General features: G+C 74.3%; 17 protein-coding genes. 12 read left to right on the top strand and 5 right to left on the bottom strand.

Features of this window, described 5'->3' with window-relative positions; translation table 11 throughout:
• Positions 1-95: 95 nt before the first annotated feature.
• The gene (locus tag OG689_RS39895; protein ID WP_266316492.1) at positions 96-1,163 is read left to right on the top strand and encodes a restriction endonuclease; all 1,068 of its coding nucleotides are present in this window, start codon (positions 96-98) and stop codon (positions 1,161-1,163) included.
• A gap of 216 nt (positions 1,164-1,379) precedes the next feature.
• On the opposite strand, the gene OG689_RS39890 is transcribed toward OG689_RS39895, so the two are convergent.
• Positions 1,380-1,511, bottom strand: coding sequence for a hypothetical protein (locus OG689_RS39890; protein ID WP_266326753.1), 132 nt, complete (start codon positions 1,509-1,511; stop codon positions 1,380-1,382).
• On the opposite strand from OG689_RS39890, the gene OG689_RS44950 reads away from it, so the two are divergent.
• From OG689_RS44950 to OG689_RS39870, 4 genes are all read left to right on the top strand, one after another.
• Positions 1,496-1,900, top strand: coding sequence for a transposase family protein (locus tag OG689_RS44950; RefSeq protein WP_323189370.1), 405 nt, complete (start codon positions 1,496-1,498; stop codon positions 1,898-1,900). The two genes, OG689_RS39890 and OG689_RS44950, sit on opposite strands and share 16 nt — an antisense overlap.
• Before the next feature lie 11 nt (positions 1,901-1,911).
• Entirely contained in the window at positions 1,912-3,228 is a 1,317-nt protein-coding gene (locus OG689_RS39880) for an ISL3 family transposase (RefSeq protein ID WP_266326751.1), read from the top strand.
• 96 nt (positions 3,229-3,324) lie between these two features.
• A complete protein-coding gene (locus tag OG689_RS39875) occupies positions 3,325-3,858 on the top strand; it encodes a YrhB domain-containing protein (protein ID WP_266326749.1) in 534 nt (177 codons plus the stop codon).
• A 669-nt stretch (positions 3,859-4,527) separates the two neighbouring features.
• The gene (locus OG689_RS39870; RefSeq protein WP_266326748.1) at positions 4,528-4,872 is read left to right on the top strand and encodes a RidA family protein; all 345 of its coding nucleotides are present in this window, start codon (positions 4,528-4,530) and stop codon (positions 4,870-4,872) included.
• Between the two features lie 171 nt (positions 4,873-5,043).
• Here OG689_RS39870 and OG689_RS39865 read toward each other — a convergent pair whose 3' ends face one another.
• Positions 5,044-5,337, bottom strand: coding sequence for a lytic polysaccharide monooxygenase (locus OG689_RS39865; protein WP_266326746.1), 294 nt, complete (start codon positions 5,335-5,337; stop codon positions 5,044-5,046).
• 276 nt (positions 5,338-5,613) lie between these two features.
• Between OG689_RS39865 and OG689_RS39860 the strand changes: the two genes are divergently transcribed.
• Positions 5,614-6,561: a hypothetical protein gene (locus tag OG689_RS39860; protein ID WP_266326744.1), complete on the top strand. Its 948-nt coding sequence runs from the start codon at positions 5,614-5,616 to the stop codon at positions 6,559-6,561.
• A 546-nt stretch (positions 6,562-7,107) separates the two neighbouring features.
• On the opposite strand, the gene OG689_RS39855 is transcribed toward OG689_RS39860, so the two are convergent.
• Positions 7,108-7,659 carry a hypothetical protein gene (locus tag OG689_RS39855; RefSeq protein ID WP_266326742.1) on the bottom strand — a complete coding sequence of 184 codons (552 nt, stop codon included), beginning with the start codon at positions 7,657-7,659 and terminating at the stop codon, positions 7,108-7,110.
• Between the two features lie 99 nt (positions 7,660-7,758).
• Between OG689_RS39855 and OG689_RS39850 the strand changes: the two genes are divergently transcribed.
• From OG689_RS39850 to OG689_RS39825, 6 genes are all read left to right on the top strand, one after another.
• Complete coding sequence (locus OG689_RS39850) at positions 7,759-8,268, top strand: PadR family transcriptional regulator (protein ID WP_266326740.1); 510 nt, start codon at positions 7,759-7,761, stop codon at positions 8,266-8,268.
• Positions 8,269-8,271: 3 nt separating this feature from the next.
• The gene (locus OG689_RS39845) at positions 8,272-8,871 is read left to right on the top strand and encodes a SpoIIE family protein phosphatase (protein WP_266326738.1); all 600 of its coding nucleotides are present in this window, start codon (positions 8,272-8,274) and stop codon (positions 8,869-8,871) included.
• A complete protein-coding gene (locus OG689_RS39840; protein ID WP_266327769.1) occupies positions 8,790-9,053 on the top strand; it encodes a SpoIIE family protein phosphatase in 264 nt (87 codons plus the stop codon). The genes OG689_RS39845 and OG689_RS39840 overlap by 82 nt, the downstream gene beginning before the upstream one ends.
• Before the next feature lie 149 nt (positions 9,054-9,202).
• Entirely contained in the window at positions 9,203-10,276 is a 1,074-nt protein-coding gene (locus OG689_RS39835; RefSeq protein ID WP_266326736.1) for a DJ-1/PfpI family protein, read from the top strand.
• 146 nt (positions 10,277-10,422) lie between these two features.
• Complete coding sequence (locus OG689_RS39830; RefSeq protein ID WP_266326734.1) at positions 10,423-11,031, top strand: isochorismatase family protein; 609 nt, start codon at positions 10,423-10,425, stop codon at positions 11,029-11,031.
• A 641-nt stretch (positions 11,032-11,672) separates the two neighbouring features.
• A complete protein-coding gene (locus tag OG689_RS39825; protein WP_266326732.1) occupies positions 11,673-12,356 on the top strand; it encodes a hypothetical protein in 684 nt (227 codons plus the stop codon).
• 336 nt (positions 12,357-12,692) lie between these two features.
• Here the strand turns inward: OG689_RS39825 and OG689_RS39820 are convergent, their stop codons facing one another.
• Together OG689_RS39820 and OG689_RS39815 are read right to left on the bottom strand one after the other, a co-directional pair.
• Positions 12,693-13,529, bottom strand: coding sequence for a DUF4265 domain-containing protein (locus OG689_RS39820; RefSeq protein WP_266326731.1), 837 nt, complete (start codon positions 13,527-13,529; stop codon positions 12,693-12,695).
• A gap of 331 nt (positions 13,530-13,860) precedes the next feature.
• Complete coding sequence (locus OG689_RS39815) at positions 13,861-15,924, bottom strand: hypothetical protein (RefSeq protein ID WP_266326729.1); 2,064 nt, start codon at positions 15,922-15,924, stop codon at positions 13,861-13,863.
• Positions 15,925-15,935: the final 11 nt, after the last annotated feature.

Below are 15,935 nucleotides of genomic sequence, written 5' to 3'. Positions count from 1 at the left end.
GGAATGATCAATTCCCGTAGGCGCCTGACAGGGCATCAGCTCAGCCCCTAATCTGGCGCGTGCCACGCCCGGTCAACCTCCAAGGGGGGCGACGTATGTCCCGAAGCCGCAAGCTCCACCGCCTCAGCAACCCCGACACCGACGAGCGCCGCGCGCAGCGGATGCTGTTCCGTCACCTGCGCGACGACACCAACGCCAATCGCGGCCGGATGACGAAGCGGGTGCACGAGCTGCAGCTCCTGCTGGCGATGGACCCGGTGGAGTTCGAGCAGCTGATCGCCCGGCTGATGGAGGCGATGGGCATGAAGGTCGAGCTGACGGCCCGCTCGCGGGACGGCGGGGTGGACGTGCGCGGCATCGACACCGACCCCTTCCGCGGGGGGAACGTGATCGTGCAGGTGAAGCGGTACCGGGACACGGTGACACCGTCGGCGGTGCGGGACCTGTACGGCACGCTGCAGCACGACCGGGCCGCGACGAAGGCGGTGCTCGTCACCACCAGCAGGTTCGGGCCCAGCTCGCACCAGTTCGTCGCGGGCAAACCGATCGCCCTGATCAACGGCGCCGAGCTGGTCGGTCTGCTCAAGCACCACGGCTTCCACGAGGTGTTCGCGGCGGCCCGGTTCGGGGGCGCGGGCGGCGGGGAGGAGCTGCCCGAGGTCGAGGTCGCCGCCGAGCCCGCCCGGCTGCTGCTGCACTGGACCGGCGAGCAGGAGTACGACATCGCCGCCCTGGTGTGCCGGGGCAACAGGGCACTGTCGGACGAGCACCTGGTGTTCTACAACAACGGCTCGACGCCGGACGGCTCGGTGCGGCTGGTCACCGGCTACGGCGACGCGAACGCCTGCCTGATGGTCGACTTCGACGCGCTGCCCGCCGACGCCGACCGGCTGGTCATCGTCGCCGCGGCCGACACCGGCAACCACCCCGCGGCGACCATGGCCGGGTTCGCGGGGCCGGCGCTGATCCTGGAACCCGGCGCCGACCAGGCCCCGGCCGTGGTGCACCTGGCCGACGGCGCCCGCACCAACACCGCGATGCGCCTGGGCCGCTTCGACCGCGACAGCGCCGGCGACCGGGACTTCACCCCCGCCCTCGCCGGGTACCCGGGCGGACTGCACCAGGCCGTGGTCGCCTACGGCCTGGAGGTGGACGACGCGTAGCGGACGGGCGGGCCGGCCGGCGCCGGCGGGCCGACGCGGGCGGGCCGACGCGGGCGGGCCGACGCGGGCGGACCGGCGCGGGCGGACCGGCGCGGGCGGACCGGCGCGGGCGGACCGGCGCGGGCGGACCGGCGCGGGCGGACCGGCGCGGGCGGGCCGGCGCGGGCGGACCGGCGCGGGCGGACCGGCGCGGGCGGGCCGGCGCGGGCGCGCGACTCAGACCGGGTAGCGGACCAGGTCGCCGGTGGCCAGGTCGAAGGCGAAGGGCGCGGGGATCGGCACCAGGTCGCCGAAGCTGCCGCTCCAGCGCTGGCGGTGGACGCCTGCGGCCGGTGCCGGGTACAGCACGATCGCGCCGTCGCGGGGATCGATCAGCAGGTACAGCGGAATGTGGCTCCGGCAAGATTTTCGTAGCCGGAGATCGTTTCGCCCCGGCGGTGGGCAGCCTCTCACGGTGTTCTATTGAACTGACCTCGCTGTTGCCGCACTTGGCTGATGTGTTGGTGGCCTCGGTCGATGCATCCGGTCCTGTGGTGGTGGTCCAGGCCCGTACTCGGTCCCGGGATCCGGCGGGGTGTACGGGCTGCGGGGCGTTGAGCGAATGGGTGCACAGCCGCTATGTGCGACACCTGGCAGACGCGACGGTCGGCGGCCGGCCAGCCCGGATCGACTTGAGTGTGCGACGTCTGTACTGCGAGGAGCCTGCCTGCCCGAAGGTGACCTTGCCGAGCAGATAGCGGGACTGACGGTGCGCTACCAGCGGCGGACCCCGCTGCTGCGGGACCTGGTCGAGGCGGTCGGTGTCGTGCTGGCAGGCCGGGGCGGGGCCCGGATGCTGCGGATCCTCAACGTCGTACTCTCGCGGTGCACCGTGCTCGCCCAGCTGATGCGGATGCCGCTGCCGGCATCGGTGACACCCCGGGTGCTGGGGGTGGACGACTTCGCGCTGTACGGAGACACCTACGGCACGCTCCTGGTCGACGCCATCACCCGCCTGCCGGTGACGCTCTGGGAAGGCCGGGACGCCGAGCAGCTGAGCCGCTGGCTCCGTGAGCATCCCGGTGTGGAGATCGCCTGCCGCGACGGATCGCTCACCTACCGGCAGGGCATCGCCGCCGGCGCCCCCGACGCTGTCCAGGTCAGTGACCGGTTCCACCTGTGGCAGGGCCTGTCCCGTCGTGTTCAGGAAGTCGCCGCCACCCACCGCGGCTGCCTGCCCGCCGCACTCCCACCCACTGCACTGCCCGGGGCAGAGACTCCCGAGGATGCGCAATCGGATCCCGGACCGGCGGACACTCCGGCCGCCCGTCATGCCCAGCGGTTGTTCGAGGCGGTGCACGCTCCGACCGATGCGGGCCGTCCCTACAGCGCGGTGGCGCGCCAGCTCGGGCTGGACCGCCGCACGGTCCGCAAGTACGCCCGCGCCCGCACCTGGCACGAGGTGATGCGCCGCGCTCCCCGCCGCCCCTCGGCCCTGGATCCGTACCTCGACTACCTGCAACAACGCTGGGACGAAGGCGAGCACAGCGCGAAGATCCTGCACCAGGAACTCCTCGACAAGGGCTACCTGGGCCACTACCAGCGCGTGAAGATGGCCCTCGCACCCCTACGGCGCGGGCTGCCGCTGGACGAGCCACGCGAACGACCGCCCTCCCCACGCGAAGCCGCCCGCTGGATCATCACCGCACCCCACCGGCACAGCCTCCAGACCGGACAACGCCTGAACCGACTGCTCGACCACTGCCCCGAACTCCACCGCACCCACGACCTGGTCCGCCAGTTCGCCGCCATGCTCGACACCCGCGACGCCACACCCCTCCCGGGCTGGCTCGACCAGCTCACCACCAGCGGACTGCCATCCCTCGCCGGGATCGCCACCGCCCTTCGCGAAGACCAGGAAGCGGTCCGCCAAGGGATCACCACGCACTACAACTCCGGCGTCAACGAAGGCCGCATCACCGACGTGAAGCTCCAACAACGCATCATGACAGGACGTGCCGGAGTCCCGCTCCTGCGCCACCGGGTCGTCCTGATCGCCCACCTCCGCCGCCGCTACGCGGCCTGAGGACCACGTCTGAGATCTCAACGCGGGCGCGGCCACGCCCCGCCTCCCGAAACCCGGAACCCGGAACCCGATTGACCTGCGGTGAATGATGGAAGTGTGATTTCCAAGGAACGCGCCGTCGAGCTTGTCGAATCCCTACTGGCCCGAGAACGGCTGACGTGGGCAGGACCGCTCCTCGAACTCGCCGTCTGCGCCGTGGAGGAGGGTGCAGTCGGCTGGCTCGTCTTCTGGAACTCCGCGGAGTACGCACGCACCCGTGACCCGCGTCACAGCCTCATCGGCAGCGGCCCCTATCTGGTGGACCGACACGACGGCAGCATCCACCACATCCCCACCACTACGTGGATAGCCGAGAACTGGGAGGAGCTCTACCTCCAACAGATCAAGGGCATCCGACCGCCTGACCCACTGGTCTCGTCCGTCCGGGCACTCGTACACTCCGCCGGTGTCGTGGCCGCGATGAGCCACCTGCGGAAGCAAGCCCCGCAGCTGAGTCTGCGGGAAGCACGGGCCTACGTCGATGCCCTTCAAGGTGGCGCCGAACCCTCGGAAGAGCTGGCAGGCCGCACCAGGACGCAGGAGGGGTGCCCGCGTCTGTCGATCGAGACGTTGACCGGTCCGACCCAGTAGCCGTACGACCATCCAGGTCGGTGGAAACGGCAGACCGCAACGCGGTTCGAGCACCCACCGAACCAAGACGATCTCCAGCTACGAAAATCTTGCCAGAGCCCGGAATGTGCATCAGCGGGTGGTCGCGGACCTTGCCGATCAGGTCGTTCTCCGGGTTCGAGGAGGACACGATCTCCACCGCGACGGCCGCCGGCTCCGCCGGAACGTCGTTGCCACCGAGCTCGACCGCCGAGACCGGGATGCAGGTCAGGTCCAGGTTGCGGAACTTGCCGACGTCCGGGGACGCCAGGTCCGTGTTCTCGCTCGGCATCATCCCGGCGGGCCGGTGCGCGTCGAACTGCCCACGGACCATCAGCAGGTTGCGCCGATGAACGACGGAAGGGCCTGCCGTCATGATGATCTCGTCGCCCGACACCTCCACCTTCCACCCCGACGGTGGGGTCAGGCTCCGGGCGTACTCCAGCAGCCGGGCACGACGCTCGAGGATCGGGAACTCGGCCATGACCTCATCCTCCCACCCGTGACGGACGGCCACCGGCCGCGGGCGCGAGGACCACGGCGCGTGTGGCCGCCCCGGGCGGGCGGTCACAGCTTGGACGGGGCCGACGGCGGAGCGGCGGCGCGGCTACCATCGGCGCTCCTGAACGATCTACCGGAGGTCCCACAATCATGATCCAGCGGTTCGGCACCGGCGAGCGGATGAGCGAGGCCGTGGTGCACAACGGCACGGTGTACCTGGCGGGCCAGGTCGCCGGGGACCTCACCCAGGGCGTCGAGGGGCAGACCAAGCAGGTGCTGGCCGCCGTCGACGGCCTGCTCGCGCAGGCCGGCAGCGACAAGACCAAGGTGCTGCGCGCGGAGATCTTCCTCGCGAACGTCAAGGACTTCGCGGAGATGAACCTGGCCTGGGACGCCTGGGTGCCGGCCGGCACCGCGCCCGCCCGCGCGACCGTCGAGGCGCAGCTCTACCGTCCCGAGGTGCTGGTCGAGATCATCGTGACCGCCGCGCTCTGATCCGGCCCCGCCGTGCCCCGCCCCGCCCGGGCCGGCCGGGCCGGGCACGGCACGCGGGGCGAGGCCGGGCCGGGCGGGGGGCCGGTCGGGCCGGGCCGGGCACGGCACGCGGGGCGAGGCCGGGCCGGGCGGGGGGCCGGTCGGGCCGGGCCGGGCGGGGGGCCGGTCGGGTCAGTCGAACAGGACGTCGCACACCGACACGAAGAACTCGCCCGCGCCGCCGTGGCCGCCGTGGCCGCCCCAGATGTTGACGAAGGCGTGCCGGCCGGACTTCCTCGGGACGGTCCCGATGACGTGGGTCTCGGTCTCGTTGCAGGGCGGCCGGGCCTGCTCGCCGGGGCCGCCGTAGAGGTCGACGAAGAACGGGAACGGCTCCAGGGTCTGCCAGGAGATGCCGTCGTCCGGGTGCCAGCCGTCGACGGTGACGAACCACTGGTGGGTCCAGGTCCAGCCGCGACCCAACACCGCGACCGGGTCGCATTCTGACCACCCGTCGGACACCGGCCGCCGGGGGCACCGAACACGGAGCGCCGGGGGCGGGCGCCGGGGCGACGGGGGCGGGGCGGCGGGGGCGGGCGCCGGGGCGCCGGGGCGACGGGACCGGGCGCCCGGGACCGGCGACGGGGCGACGGGGGCGACGACGAAGGCACGGAGGCAGGCGACGGCAGCGCCCAGGACGACGACCACGCCCCTCCGAGCCCCTTTGCGGGGACGCCCCGACGGACAGTAAGGCCGGGGCAGGTGTGCCGGGACGGCTGGCCGGCGTTCGACCGACGCCCGCCCCGAGGAGAACCGCGAACGGCCGGCACTCCCCCACCGACCACCCCTCACCCGCCGCAGCGGCGCACAGCGAGCACCCGGACCCAGGCACACAGCGAGCACCCGGACCCGCCGGAGCGCACCGACGGCCGCCGGCTCGTCCGCGACCCGGACGACGCGGCCTGCATCACCCTCCTCCCGAAGAGCCCGGAGCACCACGCGAGCGGCCGCGAACCCGAACCGGTCGACCGGGAGCCACTGACGGACCTCACCGCGGCGCTCACCGGCGGGCACCTGCTCAACACCCCGGCCGGCGGCCTCATCGCCCCCGGGCAGAGCCTGGTCACCGTCCACGACCCCTACCCACGCGCCACCGTCCGGCACCCGTACGACATGTGGACGCCCCGCTTCACCCAGCACCGCCGGCGCCACCCCCGCACCGAAACCCTGACCCTGCGGATACCGCTCGGCAGCACCGTCGAGCCGAGCCACCCCCGACAGCCCCGCAACGACGCCCCGCTACGCCCCGCCGCCCACCGACCCACCCCCCGGGCACTCCTTCCGGGAACACCGCGGCCGCAGGGCCCTCGACGCGGCCGTGGCGGACATCGTCACCGGGCGACCCCGACACCCCGCCGCCCGCGGCGGTGGGGCGAGGACGAGTGGGACCGGCGGGTCGGGACCCGGCGGGTCCGGTCGCGCGACGGGCAGCCGCGGGGCCGGCCGGGCGGGCGTCAGCCTCGGCCCCGGGCCGAACGGGCGGGCTCGTGCCAGGTGGTGCGGGACACCGTGCCGCCGGGCAGCAGCCGCTCGCTGCTCCAGGTCCGGCAGCAGCGGCCCGGCCCGGTGCGGGTCCGGTTGCCCGGGGCGGCGGACCTGGCCGGCGCGGGCCTGACGGGTGCGGGCCTGACGGGTGCGGGTCCGGCCTGAAGGGGGGCGGCGGGGACGGGGGCCGGGCGGTGGCGGCGGCGGCCGGCCGAGGAGGTCGTCATGCAACGGGCTCTGCCCATCGCTCGCCCCCACCCAACCGCCACCTCACCCGAACGGCCCAGTCGACGCTTCGCCGGCCGGCACCCCCGCCGGCCCCGGACACACCAGCGGCCCCGGACACACCAGCGGCCCCGGACACACCGGCGGTTCCGGGCGCACCGGCGCGGCCTGCGGCCTGGCGGGCGGATGGTTCGTCGGCCCGGCGCGATGGCCGCGCCACCGCGCAGGTCGCCGTGGGGCGGTGGGCCGGCGTCTGCGCCCGGGACCGTGACAGGACCTCAGGGGGTCAGCGGCGGCTGGTCCCGGCCCGGGTCGGCGGCACGGCGGCCGGCCCCGGTCACCGACCGGCCCGGGTCCGCGGCGGGGTGCGCGGTCGGCGGCGCGGCGGCGGCCGGGTGTGTGGCCGGCCCGGGTCACCGACCGGCCCGGGTCGGCGGCCGGGTGTGTGGTCACCGTCCGGCGCGCGGTCCGCGGCCGGGTGCGTGGTCAGCGGCCGGTGCGGGCCTGGACGGCGGCGACGTAGCGCCTGGTGAGGAGCATCGGGGCGGCGAAGCCGGCGATCTGGACGAGGGTGGCGGTGGTGGAGTGACCCTGGCCGGCGTGGGCGAGGGCGGCCAGGACGACGGCGGTGGCGGCGAAGGCGAGGGTCCACAGGGCGGTGACGACGGTGTTGGTGCGCACGAACAGCGGCTGGTCCCAGATCTGCGGCGGGGTGGACTGCTTGGCGATGCCGAGGGTGAAGGGCCGTCGAAGCACCAGCGAGCCCCCGGCGATCAGGGCGAGCACGCCGCTGGACAGTGCTCCCGAATAGGGGTGCAGGGCGCAGTCGGGGTCGGCGAGGGCGAGGGCCGCGAGGGCGGCGAAGAAGAGGGCCGAGCCGCCCTCGATGATCAGCGCGTCCGGACGGGCCCCGGCGACGCGCCGCTTGACGATCACCCCGAGGGCGACGGCCAGGCCCGCGAGCGCCGCCCACTGCCAGTGGGCGGCGGGCAGGACGGCGTAGACGATCCAGGGCAGGAAGGTGAGGACGTACGTCATGGTGGTGCTCCCCCGTCGGCGCTTCGATCCTACTGATCTGACATGTCGAAAGTAGAACGTCGTGGCTGACATGTCAATACAGGAAGGTAGAGTGGGGGCATGAGCCTTCGCCACGCACTCCTGGGACTCCTCTCGGAGCGCCCCGCCAGCGGATACGACCTGCTGAAACTGTTCGAGACCTCGCTCGCCAACGCCTGGCCGGCAACCCAGAGCCAGGTCTACACCGAGCTGACCAAGCTCGCCGACACCGGACTGGTCACCGTCGCGGCCCACGGCCCCCGCGGCCGCAAGGAGTACGCCATCACCGACCCGGGCCTGACCGAGCTACGACGCTGGCTCACCGAAACCACACCGGTCCAACACACCCGCAGCGACCTGCTCCTGCGGGTCTTCTTCCTCGGCGTCCTCACCCCCGAACAAGGACGCGAGTACCTACGCTGGCTCGCCGACATCTCCACCCGCGGCCACGAACAACTGCGCACCCTCGAGAAGTCCGTGGACTGGGACCACGACAACCTGTCGACATACGGCCGGATCGCCCTCGAATACGGACTCCGCTTCAACGCCATGCGCCGCGAATGGGCACAATGGGCAGCCGGACAGATCTAGGGCTTGTCCGACAACATCGCGACGCTGCGGCTGCGCACCGAGACGAAGCCGACCGACGTCCGGGCGGTGGCGGACACCGTCCAGAAGGTGCCGCTCGGGCCGGTGCCGTCCCGGGCGGGCGCCGGCAGGATCGCGCACTCCCACACCTCGGCCGCCCACGCCGCCGAGATCGGCGGGGACCTCCACGAGGCGGTGACCGTCCCGGGCGGAGTGCGGATCACCGTGGCGGACATCCAGAGCAAGGGCCTGCCGGCGGTGCGCGGAGCCGCCGTGGTGCCGGCGGCCTTCCGGCAGGCCGCCCCGCACGCGGCGCGACCGTCGGGGGTGGACGAGCGGATCGAACAGGCGTTGAAGCGGCGCACCGACGGCGAGCGCCTCGTCACCGCCGTACTCGCCGAGGTCGGGGACGACGGCGGTGTGCGGCTCCTGAACTTCGGGCACCCCGCCCCGCCGATCCGCCGGGGCGCCGGCTCGGTGGAACTGGCCGAACCCCCGGTGCCGGGACCGCCGTTGGGGCTGGACTGCGGGACGGACGCGCAGCCGGGCGCCGGCCGGGTCCGGCTGCGCCCCGGGGACCGGATCCTGTTCCCACCGACGGCCTGACCGAGGCCCGCGACCCGCGCGGCGCGTTCTACCCCGTCCTGGAGCGCGCCGGCACGTCGCTGTCCGAAGCGGACCCGGACCGGGTGCTGTCGCTGCTGCGCGCGGACGTGGCCCGGCACACCCGGGCGCCGCTCGCCGACGACTCGGCGTTCCTCCTGCTGCACCTCGCCGCCGCCCCCTGACCCGGGGCCGGCCCCGACCCGGATCCGCCGCTCCCGCGGCCCGGGTCCGTCGGCGGGCCGCCCCGGTGGCCCGCCGACGGACGGGCGGTGGCGGGATATGACAGAAAGCCGTCATTGCGGCCATGGGTGGGGCGCACGACGATAGGGGCATGCCCACTTCCCGCCGTGTCGTCATCGTGGTGTTCCCCGACGTCGACCTCCTCGACGTCACCGGCCCGGCCGAAGTCTTCGCGCTCGCCAACCGGGAGATCGCCGCCCTGGAGGACGCCGGCCCGCCGGACGGCGGCCGGGTGGACGGCGGCCCGCAGGACGGCGACCGGGTGGGCGGCGGCCGGGTGGACGGCGGCCGGATGGGGTACCGGGTGCAGCTGGCGGGGCCGGCGGGCGGGGCGGTCACCACCTCGGCCGGGGTGCGGCTGCTCGCGGACCTGACCTTCGCCGAGGTCGGCGGGGTGCTGGACACGCTGCTGGTGCCCGGCGCGGTCGACGCGGGGCCGGGCGGGCCGGTGGCCCGGATCGACCGGGAGGTGGTGGAGTGGGTGCGGGCGACCGCGCCGCAGGCCCGCCGGGTGGCGTCGGTGTGCGTGGGTGCGCACCTGCTGGCGGCCGCCGGGCTGCTGGACGGCCGCACCGTCACCACGCACTGGTCGACCGCCGCGCAGCTGGCCGCGGACCACCCCGCGGTGACGGTGGACCCGGACCCGATCTTCCTGCGGTCCGGGAACGTGTGGACCGGCGCCGGGATCAGCGCCTGCATGGATCTCGCGCTGGCACTGGTGGCCGAGGACCTGGGCGAGGAGCTCGCGCTGGCGGTGGCCCGGCAGCTGGTGATGTACCTCAAACGCCAGGGCGGGCAGAGCCAGTTCTCGGTGCCGCTGAGCCGCCCGCCCACGGCCCGCCGGGACATCGACGAGCTGAGGATGTTCATCGCCGACCATCTCGACGCCGACCTGTCCGCCCCCGCCCTGGCGCGGCGGATGCACCTGAGCGAGCGTCACTTCGCGCGGGTGTTCCGCCAGGAGACGGGCACCGGCGCGGCCTCCTACGTCGAGGCCGCCCGGGTGGAGGCGGTCCGGCGTCTGCTGGAGAGCACCGACCAGCCCTTGGAGCAGGTCGCCGCCGCCTGCGGGATCGGCTCGGTGGAGACCCTGCACCGGGCACTGCGCAGGCGGACCGGCACCTCGCCGGCCGCCTACCGCCGCCGCTTCCGCACCGCCGGCTGACCAGCCGGCCCCCTCCTCGCCCCTGCGTCGCCGGGCGCGGCCGCACCCGGCCCTCCCCTGCCTGCCTCTCGTACCCCGTTGCCCGCCACACCCGTGCCCGGCGCGGCTTCGCCGTGCCCTCGTCCCCCTTCCGGAAGGAACCCCCGATGAACGCCTCCACGACCCTGCGTGACGTGTTCGGCCTCGACAGCCGGCCGCCGCGGCTGGCCGGCAGCACCCTCGTCATGATCGATTTTCAGCAGACCTACCGCGGCGGCGTGCTGGCCCTGGAGGGCGCCGAACAGGCGCTGGCGGCCGGCGCCCGACTGCTGGCCGCCGCCCGAGCCGCCGGTGTGCCGGTGGTGCACGTCGTCAACAACGGCGGTGCGGGCACCCCCTACGACGTCCGGGCGCAGATCGGCGCGATCAGTGCCGAGGTCGCCCCGGTGGAGGGGGAGCCCGTGGTCGTCAAGCGGGTCCCGAACGCCTTCCACGACACGGAGCTGGAGAAGACCCTGCGCGCCCTGGGAGCCGGGAGCGAGCTGGTGCTGGCCGGTTTCATGACACACATGTGCGTCACCTTCACCGCCCAGGGCGCCTTCCTCGCCGGCTACCGGCCCACCGTGGTCGCCGAGGCCACCGCCACCCGCGCGCTGGCCGCCCCCGACGGTGGCGTCCTGCCCGCGGCCGTGCTGCAGAGCGCCGCCCTGGCCACCGTCGCCGACCTGTTCGGCACCGTCACCACCACCGTCGAGGACCTCCTCACCACCCCCTGACCCGACGCTCCCCGACCTGCCGCCGGCCCCGCGCCCCGGCCGCCGCCCTCGCCCGGGCGAGCGGGCGGGCACGGGGCCCGCGGCGTCAGGGGCCCGGCGGTGTCAGGGGGCCCGCGGCGTCAGGGGCCCGGCAGTGTCAGGGGGCCCGCGGCGTCAGGGGCCCGGCAGTGTCAGGGGCCCGCGGCGTCAGGGTCGGCGGGTCACGGCGCGATCTTCCAGGAAAGGCGACGATGGTCCGGGCCGGGCGGACGCCAGGCGGCCCGCGCCCGCGCGCCGGCGGGGCTTGCGGGACAGGGGCGTACGGGACAGGGGCGTGCGGGACAGGGGCGTGCGGGGCCTGTCCGTCGAACGGCCCTGTCGCGTCATCGGTGGTGGCACTGTGTGGTGATCACGTGAGGAGGATGCGGCGGCGGAGGCGGGTGAGCCCGGCTCGGCCGTGCAACGGGCGCGCGCGAGCCGAGCCGTCGGGCACAACGCGGGGAGCAAGGCCGACAGGCCCGGGGTGCGCGGCCAGCAGACCCGGATGAATCCGGCGGCGGGGCAGTCCACCCGCCCGCTATGGTGCTGATCTTGAACCCGGAAGCCCCGGAGGCCCCGCGCCGCCTCGGCGGACCGGCCGGCCGCGTCCAGAAGGCACAGTGATGTACAGATTGCGGGCCGCCGTGCCCGCGGGCGCCGCCCTGCTGGCGCTCGCCACCGCCTGCTCCTCCCCCGGCGGTAACTCCCCCAGCGACTCGGCCACCGCGACAAGCACCGCATCGGCCGCCGCGTCGGCCGGGCAGGGCGGAGCAGATTCCTCCCTCCCGCCCAGGTACACACTGACGGCCCCGCAGGCCGTCGGCAGCGCGCAACAGATCAAGCGGAACCCCGGTGAAGGCCTGGCGGACAGGATGGGCGTGCAGCTGGCGGCCCTCTTCCCGGAGCGCACCGACTCCCCCGTCGCAGCCGCGTTCGACATCAACCGGGTCTTCTACTTCGCCGGGATCAGCGGCTCGCTGCCCCACCCCGGGAACCTCGGCGAACAGGCCGACCTGGCCCTGCGGGCCGTACCGGCGGCCTCTTCCTCCTCGGTGGCACCCACGCTCTCCGCGGCCGCGACCTACCCCTCCGACGATCCACGGGCCGTCCTGCGGTGCGCGGCTCTGACCCTGCACAACACGGACCGGCCGCTGGACGTGCCGGTGTGCGCGTGGGCGGACGCCTGGAGCGTCGGCGTCCTCCTGGACTACTCCTCGCCACCGGCGGAGCCTGGCGCGGCCGAACTCACCGGCGCGGCGCAGCGGACGTCTCTGGTTCGCGAGGCGGCCCGACAGCCCGGCCTTTAGTGCGGGCGGTTGCGGGTCGCCGCGGCTCCAGGACGTCGCGGACCGGCGTGCGGGCGGGGGCCTGACCGCCGAAAGCGGGGTACGGGCGGCAGCTCCGACCGGCCGGGGCGGCAGCCGGGACCGTTGCGCGGCGGACGGGCGCGCCCGGAAGAACCGCCGACGGCGGGCAGGGCGGGCGCCTGGAACTCGGTCTGGCGGGCCGTGCAGAACACGAACCGACCGGACACGCCGGACAACATCATCCGAAGGGGCGGGAAGATCAACTGAGCAGGTTCGGCCGACGCCCGAGGCGAAGGGCAGGAGGAATGCGGCTCCGGCAGTCCGGTCGACGACCGCTCAGGCAGAGGCGGCCGGGTGATCTCCGTTGCCGAGCCACCACTCGACCCCGTCGATGCCCGCGGCCCATGTGTCCATGACCCGCTCGATCGCAGGCAGGCCGACCGTCCGGCTGACGGTGACGACGATGAAACGCAGGTCTGCCGGTGCCTCGGCCATGCCGGGGAGAACCGCGGCTGCTTCTCTGAGCGCCACAAATGATCCGGGGCTCAAGCGCCCGAGGCCGGCTGCCTGAATGCACCAGTTGTCGCCCTGTTCGACTACTTCGAACTGGCCGTCATCGGCGACCCTCAGCACGTCACCGGCCGCGCATCCGAGCACCATGCCCGGGCTTCCTGCCAGCCGGAACAGGTCCGACTGCACCGGCCGGGCCGGCAGTACTTCGAACACCGGACGCCCGGCCCCGGCGTGACCCGCCAGAAGACGTATGTGGGTGCGGGTACCGGCCGGCGGCTGAGGATCGGACGTCATGCGAGTGATCGTCCCACTAGCCTCCGACCGACCGTGGCCCACGGCGGGGTCCCGGGCGAGGCGGGCCAGCAGGGCGGCACCGTTCTCCCGGCGCTCCGCCATCCCCGCCAAGGTCGCGGCCGCGCTGCGGCGGAGGTGACCGTGCAGCGAGGCGTCCTGGGCGCAGCGGGTCAACAGAGCGGCTGCGGCCTCCTGATGCCCCTCCAGGGCGCTCAGGGCCTCCACCGCGTTCAGATGGTCGAGGTCGTCCACGAATTTTTCGAGCCAGAGCCACTTCCGCAGCAGCCGGCGTCGTTTCGGCCACTTCCCGGCGCCGTCGTCGGCGAGGCGCACCAGGCGCGCGGCGCCGTCCTCGGCGTGGCCCACCACCCGGGCCGTCGCCGCAGCCGCGTCCACACGGGTGTGACCGGGCAGCGAGGTGTCGTCGGCGAGGGGTGCCAGCAGGGCTGCCCCCCTCACGATGACCGTCCCGGAACGACAGGGCCTCGGCCGCCGACACACGCTTCTCCTCGCCGAGGCCGGCGTCCCCGGCGAGCCGAGCCAGGGCGGCGGGGCCGAGAGACGCAGATCCGTCCGGTACCTGGTCCGCCGTGGTTTCGCCCATGGTCCTCCTCCGTCGTGCCGGACGTCCGCGGAGCGCGAGCCCGGGCGTCATGGATGTTGTGCGGCTCACTCGGGAGGTGAGCCGCCGCACGTGTCACCAGGTGAGCTGGAGTGTGAGCACTCCGCCGTCGTGTCCGACGACCAGGTCGGAGCCGGCGGCGGCCAGGCAGGTGACCGCCACGTCCAGGGCCAGGTGCTGCACCTCGCCGGTCCTGGGTTCCCAGACCCGCAGGCTCCGCCCGGAGTTGCTGCCGGTGACCAGGACGGCGCGCCGGCCGGGGAGCGTGGTGGCGGTCATGGCCGTCAGGAGACTGCCCGGGGCGTCCGCGGGCAGCCCGTCGCCGACCGGGGTGCCGGTGGCGGGATCCCACAGCATGACCGCGCCGCGGCGGTCCCCGGTGGCCACCAGGTGACGGTCGTGAGCGGCTACGGTCGCCACCAGAGCCACCTGATGGCGGTGGTCCTCCCGTACCCGCTCGCTCGGCCGTGTCGCGGCCCCGGGCTCCCAGGGGTCGTCGACGGCCGGATCCCACAGGTGGACGTCACCTTGGGTATCCGAGGCCGCGACCAGCGTGTGTCCGGGCGAGATCGGCACGGCGGCGATCGATGCGATCCCACGGCCGGTGGGGTTGAGACGCGCGACGGACTCGCCGGTCCGCGGGTCCCGCAACCGGACCGCCCCGCGTGGAGTAGCGGTGACGAGAAGGGTCCGGCCGTCCGGGACGGCCGCGGCACACATGCCTTCCACGGAGCCGAGCCAGTTGGTGACGGGCTCGCACAACGGCTGCCCGGTGCCCGGGTCCCACAGGACGAGCGTGCCGTCCGCGTGCCCACTCGCCAGGACGACGGGGCCCTCGGGCAGCCGAAGGGCCGTCAGCGACCGGACAGGGTGGCGATGCGCCCCGAGCGGCGCGTGGACGGGCCGACCGTCGGCCGCGTCCCACAGGAACACCGTGCCGGTGTCCCCGGCCGCCGCCACCAGCGTCGGCCCGGCGGGCGAGGACAGGACCGCGAGCGCGTTGACGCCCTCGCCGGAACCGGAACGCGGTGCGGACGCGGAGCCGGGTGCGGACGCGGAGCCGGGGCCGGGTGCGGAGAGGACCTTCACCCGGCCCCGGGGCGTGCGGTCGGCCGCGAGCAGCACACCGCCCTCCAGCCGAAGCCCTGCCCCCGGCCCACCGGTCCGCCCCGCTTCCGGGGCCGACGCCGTCGACGGGACCGACGGGACCGACCAGCCGTCCTCGGTCCGCACCCGCCCACGTGCGTCGTGGGGGCGGGCGCCGTCGGGGTCCTCCACCAGGCAGTCGGCGATCGCCCAGGTCTGCTCGCAATCCGGGCACCGGAAGTCCCCCGTCAGCAGCATGAGCTTGCGGGCCCACTCCTTCCCGGCCCAGTCCGGGGTGCCCTTGACCGCCACCATGGCCGCGACCAGGCACAGGACGGCCCGCCCCGGCGTCCCGACGGGCACACCGGCCGCCGCGACCGCGCGGGCCACCCGCAGGAAGGGCTCCCACTCCTGCCCGAGCGCCCCGTCCGGCAGCGCCCCGGCGACCTCACCCCAGACGTGCCCGTCCGGGGGCGCCACCGCGGGATCGGGCACCCCCGGTGCTTCGAAGGGCGGATGTACCGGGTCCACGAAGAAGTCGGCGATCTCGGTCTCGGACTCGCAGCCGGGGCAGGACAACACGATGCTGCCCTCCTCGAACCCGAGCGACTGCCACAGCACCTCTCCGATGCGGTGGCCGGAGAGAGCCACGCAGGAGAGCGCGAGGTACGCGCACTCCGCGGCGGGCGCTCCGGCTGTGAGGTACCCGCGCACCGCCGCCTGCGCGGCCAGTCGGACAGCGGCCGTGAACCCTGCTTCGAGGTCGGCGGGAACCGGCGTCGCGGGCTCCGCGGTCACCATGAGCCCCAGGTCCGCCCACAGGCCCACGAACCGGCCGGGCGACGGCGCCGCGGCCTCGACGAGGTGCGGCAAGGCCGCGAAGGCTCCGCTGTAGAGGGTCTCCTGCTGCAGCAGGCCGTCGAGGACGCGGCTCCACGGCTCCTTCCAGTCCTCCCCGGCGCCGGCGGCGCCGGTGGCTGCCATCGCCTCCAGGACCTCCTTCAGCTCCTCGACCGACACACCGTCGAGGTCGCGCCAACGGGGGCTGTCCAAGGGCAGTTTCG

This window comes from Kitasatospora sp. NBC_00240 (assembly GCF_026342405.1).
In the GTDB taxonomy this organism is placed as follows: Bacteria; Actinomycetota; Actinomycetes; order Streptomycetales; family Streptomycetaceae; genus Kitasatospora.
The sequence above is the reverse complement of the archived record's forward strand: the minus strand, read 5'-3'. Positions and strand labels throughout refer to the sequence as shown.

What these genes read in the sequence shown, in the direction of transcription:
- OG689_RS39825 (WP_266326732.1), top strand. Translation starts at nt 11,673, where the DNA reads ATGTACAGATTGCGGGCCGCCGTGCCCGCGGGCGCCGCCCTGCTGGCG.
- OG689_RS39895 (WP_266316492.1), top strand. Translation starts at nt 96, where the DNA reads ATGTCCCGAAGCCGCAAGCTCCACCGCCTCAGCAACCCCGACACCGAC.
- OG689_RS39855 (WP_266326742.1), bottom strand. Translation starts at nt 7,659, where the DNA reads ATGACGTACGTCCTCACCTTCCTGCCCTGGATCGTCTACGCCGTCCTG.
- OG689_RS39850 (WP_266326740.1), top strand. Translation starts at nt 7,759, where the DNA reads ATGAGCCTTCGCCACGCACTCCTGGGACTCCTCTCGGAGCGCCCCGCC.
- OG689_RS39835 (WP_266326736.1), top strand. Translation starts at nt 9,203, where the DNA reads ATGCCCACTTCCCGCCGTGTCGTCATCGTGGTGTTCCCCGACGTCGAC.
- OG689_RS39830 (WP_266326734.1), top strand. Translation starts at nt 10,423, where the DNA reads ATGAACGCCTCCACGACCCTGCGTGACGTGTTCGGCCTCGACAGCCGG.
- OG689_RS39870 (WP_266326748.1), top strand. Translation starts at nt 4,528, where the DNA reads ATGATCCAGCGGTTCGGCACCGGCGAGCGGATGAGCGAGGCCGTGGTG.